The following is a 5,524-nucleotide window of genomic DNA, read 5'->3' as shown; positions in this document are numbered from 1 at the left end:
GTTACGAGGTCTGCGAAGCAGGAAGCCCATTGGCTTTAGACAATGGGTAGTTCACGAGGTAAGCAAAGAAACCGGCGGAAGTCTGGAAGAGAATACCGGCGGAAACAATGGTGGAAATACCGGAGAGAATAACGGCGGAAATAACGGCGGAAACACCGGAGGTAATATTTCCTGGGGTGATGGTAATATCGACTGGGACTGGGGATTTGATCCAAAACCGGACAATTCAAACACAGATAAAACAGAGGATACTCAGACAAAGCCGCAGCAGACGATAAAAGTCGGCAAGCCAAAGATTAGCTTAAAGAGATCTAAAACGAAGATTCAGGTTCAGTTTAAAAAAGTAAAAAATGCGAAGAAATATCAGATTCAGTATGCGACCAACAAGAAATTTAAAAAAGCAAAATCCAAAACGACCACAAAACTGAAATATACGATCAAAGGTTTAAAGAAAAATAAGAAGTATTATGTCCGTGTACGAGGCGTAAACGGAACAACAAAAGGAAGATGGTCCGCAGTAAAAAAGAAATGACAAAGTAATATGAGCAGTAAAGAAGGAAGGTTTTTGTTTTGAAAAACAGTAAATATGAAATTGATATGTGCAATGGAAGTATCATGGACAAATTAATTTCGTTTTCACTCCCGCTGATGTTATCCGGTATTCTGCAGCTGATGTTCAATGCAGTGGACATCATCGTAGTGGGAAGATTCAGTGGGAAACAGGCATTGGCGGCGGTTGGTTCAACCACCGCCCTGATCAATGTTTTCACCAATCTTTTTATCGGTATTTCGCTTGGGGCAAATGTACTGGCGGCAAGGTTTTATGCGATGGGCAAATCAAAAGAAATGTCGGAAACAGTACATACTTCGATCACGCTAGCGATGGTCAGCGGTGTGATCATGGCATTTGTCGGTGTTCTGTTTGCGAGAGGTGCACTGGAATTGATGGGAACGCCGGATGATGTCATTGATCAGTCTACGCTGTATATGCGGATTTATTTTATGGGCATGCCGTTTTTTATGCTCTATAACTACGGGGCGGCGATCCTTCGAGCGATCGGAGATACGAAGCGGCCGCTTCTTTTTCTGATCATCTCCGGACTGATCAACGCAGCATTGAATATGCTGCTCGTTATTTACTGTCATATGGCAGTGGAAGGCGTGGCGATCGCTACGGTGATCTCACAGCTGATCTCCTGCATCCTGGTATTATGGTGCCTGTATAAATCGGAAGGCAGCTACCAGCTCCGTTTTTCAAAACTGCAGATCAAAGGCGTTTATCTGAAGCAGATTTTTCAGGTCGGAATCCCGGCAGGGATCCAGAGCATGATCATCAATTTTTCTAACGTACTTTTGCAGTCATCGGTCAATTCCTTTGGTTCTACCGCCATGGCAGGTTATACGGCGGCCAATAATATACTGGGATTTCTCTATGCGGCAGTCAATTCGATCACGCAGGCATGCATGAGTTTCACAAGCCAGAATTATGGTGTCGGCAAATACAAACGTATGGATAAAGTGTTGATCGACTGCCTGATCCTGACGGTTGTTGTTGCCGGAGTGCTTGGATGCGGTTCTTATCTTCTCGGACCGGAGATTCTTCGGATCTACACAGAAGAAGAGAAAGTTATCCGCTGCGGAATGGAAATTTTATCGATCACGACTGTGCCGTATTTTTTGTGCGGTATCATGGATCTGTTTCCGGGAGCACTCAGAGGCATGGGCTATTCTGCCGTACCGATGATTCTTTCGATTATCGGTACCGTAGGTATGCGAGTGGTATGGATTTTTGGGATTTTTCCGCATCATCGTTCTTTGTATGTGCTGTTTATTTCGTATCCGGGTTCCTGGCTGTTCACGATCATTATGCAGGTGATCTGCTTTTATTTTGTAAGGAAAAAGATACATCAGATGTGAGAAAACTCCCATCTGATATAGCCTCCGGCAGATTGCAGAGGTGCACAGAAGAATATATCATGCGATGCATGACGTGCATCCCGCAGCAAGAATGTCGGAGCCATTCTTGATAAAGGAGACCGCAAAATTGTCAGATATCATAGAAATTACGGATTTTGAAGATCCGAAACTGGACGTATATGCAAGAACAAAAGAAATCCAGCTTTTAAACCGTGCAAATCAAGAAGACGGGATTTTTATCGCAGAAAGTCCGAAAGTAGTGGAGCGGGCACTGGATGCGGGGTACGAGCCGATTTCTATTCTGGTGGAAAAGAAACACGTCGAAGGAGAAGCAAAACAGATCATAAAACGTTGCGGGCAGATCCCGGTGTATACGGCAGAATTTGATGTGCTCACAAAGATCACCGGTTTTAAACTGACGCGTGGCATGCTCTGTGCGATGCATCGCCGGAAACTTCCGTCCATGAGGGAAATCTGTGAAAATGCAAAACGCATTGCGGTGCTGGAAGAAGTGGTCAATCCGACTAATATCGGGGCGATTTTTCGATCGGCGGCAGCAATGCACATGGATGCGGTTCTGCTGACACCGGCATGCAGCAATCCACTTTACCGGCGGGCGATCCGCGTCAGTATGGGGACAGTTTTCCAGATTCCGTGGACTTTTGTGGATAACTCCGTTTCCTGGCCGGAAGGAGGGATTCAGCTTTTACACAAAATGGGATTTAAAATGGCGGCACTTGCCTTAAGCGGTGATTCGATCCGCATCGATGATCCGATTTTGCAGAAAGAAGAAAAGCTTGCTATCCTCCTTGGAACAGAAGGAGACGGTCTGACATCCCGGACGATCGCAGACTGCGATTACACCGTCAAAATACCAATGTCGCATGGCGTGGATTCTTTAAATGTGGCAGCTGCAAGTGCCGTAGCATTCTGGCAGCTGAGAAAAGAAAAGTAAGAAATGGGAAAACAGAGGAAAACAAAAAATATAGATCTGACGGTCGGAAACATCACCTCGAGCCTGTGGAAATTTGCGGTTCCGCTGATGCTTGGAAATGTGCTTCAGCAGCTCTACAACCTGGTCGATACCTGGGTGGTCGGCCATTATATCGGAGATAATGCACTGGCAGCCGTCGGTTCGTCTTACACGTTAATGACCTTTCTGACATCGATTGTCATCGGGCTTTGTCTTGGAAGCAGTGCATTTTTATCGATGGCTTATGGCAAAAAAGATCAGGATCTGATCCGAAACGGCATTTTTATTTCTGCGGTTGTGATCGGCTCACTGGAGGTGATCCTGACCGGGATCATTTATATCTGGATGAATCCGATGATCCGTCTACTTCAGGTGCCGCAGGAAACGACAACGGCGATGCGGGAATATCTTTTTTATGTCTTTATCGGATTTTTTGCCACTTTTTTATATAATTATGTTGCAAACGTACTGCGTGGAATCGGAAATTCCGTCACACCGCTTTTTTTCCTTGGAATTTCCGTGATCTTAAATATTTTTCTGGATTTATACTTTGTGCTGGTTTTGCACATGGGGATCAAAGGTGCGGCCGTTGCGACCGTGATCGCACAGTATGTTTCCGGAGTCGGTATTCTGCTGTATTTTCTGGTGCGTTATCCGGAATACCATATCAGCAGAAAAGATATGAAATGGAACCGTGAAAACTTAAAACAGATCATGTCACTTTCCGGTTTTACCTGTCTGCAGCAGTCCGTGATGAATTTCGGTATTCTGGTCGTGCAGGGAATTGTCAACAGCTTCGGAGCGACCATTATGGCAGCATTTGCCGTGGCAGTCAAGATCGACACGATCGCATATATGCCGGTCGGTGATTTCGGAAATGCATTTTCCGTCTTTGTAGCCCAAAACTACGGAGCCGGAAAGAAAGAACGTATCCGTCAGGGGATCCGCCAGTCAGTGATCAGCGTGATCCTGTTCTGCATTGTGATCAGCTGCGGTGTCTTTGTTCTGGCACAGCCGCTGATGCAGCTGTTTGTTTCCGAGACGAGCAGGGAGATCATTGCAGTCGGCGTGCAGTATTTAAGAATCGAAGGAGCCTGTTATGTCGGAATCGGTATTTTGTTTATGCTCTATGGCTATTACCGTGCCGTGAACCGCCCGAACATGTCGGTGGTGCTCACGGTCATTTCCCTTGGAACAAGAGTGCTGCTGTCTTACACCCTCTCCAAAATCTCGTGGCTTGGTGTGACAGGAATCTGGGTATCCATTCCGATCGGATGGTTCCTTGCGGATGCGGTGGGGATTCTGGTGTATCTGCGTAGCAGGAGATTGGATGAGAAAGGATGATATTATGGAATTAGGGGCATATTTTAAAAGTATTATCGATCAGGATCGTGCAGCTGTTGTGATCTGCAGCCTGGATCACAAAATCATTTATATGAATCCGGCGGCAGCTGCCAATTATCATAAGTATGGCGGAGCAGAACTGCTTGGCAAAAGCCTTCTGGACTGCCACGGGGCACATTCCAACGAAAAAATCAAAGAAGTCGTTGCATGGTTTGCCAAAAGCGAAGAAAACAATCTCATATATACATCTCATAATGAAAAACAGAACAAAGATGTATATATGGTGGCACTTCGTGATGCAGATAAAAAACTGATCGGATATTATGAGAAACATGAATATCGCAATAAAGAAAACATGGAAAAGTATCATATGACTTCAAAGTCAGAAGTCTGAAAATGCAGGAATTGCAGGCAGAATATATCAGATGTAAGATGACTTCCGCCTCCGTAGACGGCGAGTAACAAGTTTGTATCAGTGGCGGGATTCAATCGCCTATCTGATTTGATATAAGCATTGGTGGATTGCGAATATCCGCTTGGCACAGATGAAAAGAGGAATATATGGCAGATCATAAAAATAAAAAACAGAACGAAACAGTCGATGCCGGACTGTGTGGAAACGAAAAAATAGAAGAAGCCATCGCGGCACTTCAGCAGGAACCGACACAGGAAATGCTGGCACATACCCTGACGGTAATCCGCAGGCGTATGCAGGAAAACGGACAGTTTATCGTGGCAGTAGAACCGCCGACCGGAGACGGTCAGATCCGGGTGCAGGCGATAAAGACCGCTGATGGAAAAGCGTGGTGGGCAGCATTTACAAGCTTTGAAGAAGAATTAAAAGGCGGCGGAAGCGTAAAATCCACCTTCCTGGCAAATATCGATAAATTGTTTGCATCCGCTCTGACCGTACCGGAAATCGCAGGAGTCATCATCAATCCATGGAACCGGACGATCCAGCTGGATAAAAACCTGATCCAGATCATAGAAGGTGCGAAAAGATAACTGGATGACAAGATTAAGAGCTGCAGAATGGTTTCTGTGGGAGTGTAAAATAAAGTGTGTAAGTTGAGAAAATAAAATTTCAAAGCTTACGCACTTTGTTTTACACTCCCCAACTTCCAATTTTCATTTTTTCAAATTGCTCATAAAGCCAGAAATTGCAGATATGAGCCAACCCAATCCAATAACAATTAAAGCAATTTTCCATCCTATACCATTATCAAATACAAAGATATGGTCCTATGTCAAGATTTAGTACAAGTTAAAATGAGAAATTTCTCCCCATTT

Annotated in this window: 6 protein-coding genes; all 6 read left to right on the top strand. The window is 44.9% G+C overall.

Annotation, left to right across the window (positions count from 1 at the left end):
* Window positions 1-532 (top strand): fibronectin type III domain-containing protein (locus tag ACLTL4_RS10755; protein WP_412291373.1); only part of this gene is annotated, 532 nt, incomplete at its 5' end.
* Between the two features lie 65 nt (window positions 533-597).
* Window positions 598-1,917, top strand: coding sequence for an MATE family efflux transporter (locus ACLTL4_RS10750; protein ID WP_243867601.1), 1,320 nt, complete (start codon window positions 598-600; stop codon window positions 1,915-1,917).
* 127 nt (window positions 1,918-2,044) lie between these two features.
* Window positions 2,045-2,872: a TrmH family RNA methyltransferase gene (locus ACLTL4_RS10745; protein WP_412291372.1), complete on the top strand. Its 828-nt coding sequence runs from the start codon at window positions 2,045-2,047 to the stop codon at window positions 2,870-2,872.
* A gap of 3 nt (window positions 2,873-2,875) precedes the next feature.
* A complete protein-coding gene (locus ACLTL4_RS10740) occupies window positions 2,876-4,234 on the top strand; it encodes an MATE family efflux transporter (protein WP_412291371.1) in 1,359 nt (452 codons plus the stop codon).
* Window positions 4,221-4,628, top strand: a complete 408-nt coding sequence (locus ACLTL4_RS10735) for a PAS domain-containing protein (RefSeq protein ID WP_412291370.1) — start codon at window positions 4,221-4,223, stop codon at window positions 4,626-4,628. The genes ACLTL4_RS10740 and ACLTL4_RS10735 overlap by 14 nt, the downstream gene beginning before the upstream one ends.
* Window positions 4,629-4,795: 167 nt before the next feature.
* Window positions 4,796-5,239, top strand: coding sequence for an SseB family protein (locus ACLTL4_RS10730; RefSeq protein ID WP_022118535.1), 444 nt, complete (start codon window positions 4,796-4,798; stop codon window positions 5,237-5,239).
* Window positions 5,240-5,524 lie beyond the last annotated feature (285 nt).

Source organism: Hominisplanchenecus sp., from assembly GCF_046967715.1.
GTDB lineage: Bacteria > Bacillota > Clostridia > Lachnospirales > Lachnospiraceae > Hominisplanchenecus > Hominisplanchenecus faecis.
The sequence above is the reverse complement of the archived record's forward strand: the minus strand, read 5'-3'. Positions and strand labels throughout refer to the sequence as shown.

Excerpts from the sequence above, each read along its gene's own strand:
- ACLTL4_RS10750 (WP_243867601.1), top strand. The coding sequence starts at position 598 with ATGTGCAATGGAAGTATCATGGACAAATTAATTTCGTTTTCACTCCCG.
- ACLTL4_RS10740 (WP_412291371.1), top strand. The coding sequence starts at position 2,876 with ATGGGAAAACAGAGGAAAACAAAAAATATAGATCTGACGGTCGGAAAC.
- ACLTL4_RS10735 (WP_412291370.1), top strand. The coding sequence starts at position 4,221 with ATGAGAAAGGATGATATTATGGAATTAGGGGCATATTTTAAAAGTATT.
- ACLTL4_RS10730 (WP_022118535.1), top strand. The coding sequence starts at position 4,796 with ATGGCAGATCATAAAAATAAAAAACAGAACGAAACAGTCGATGCCGGA.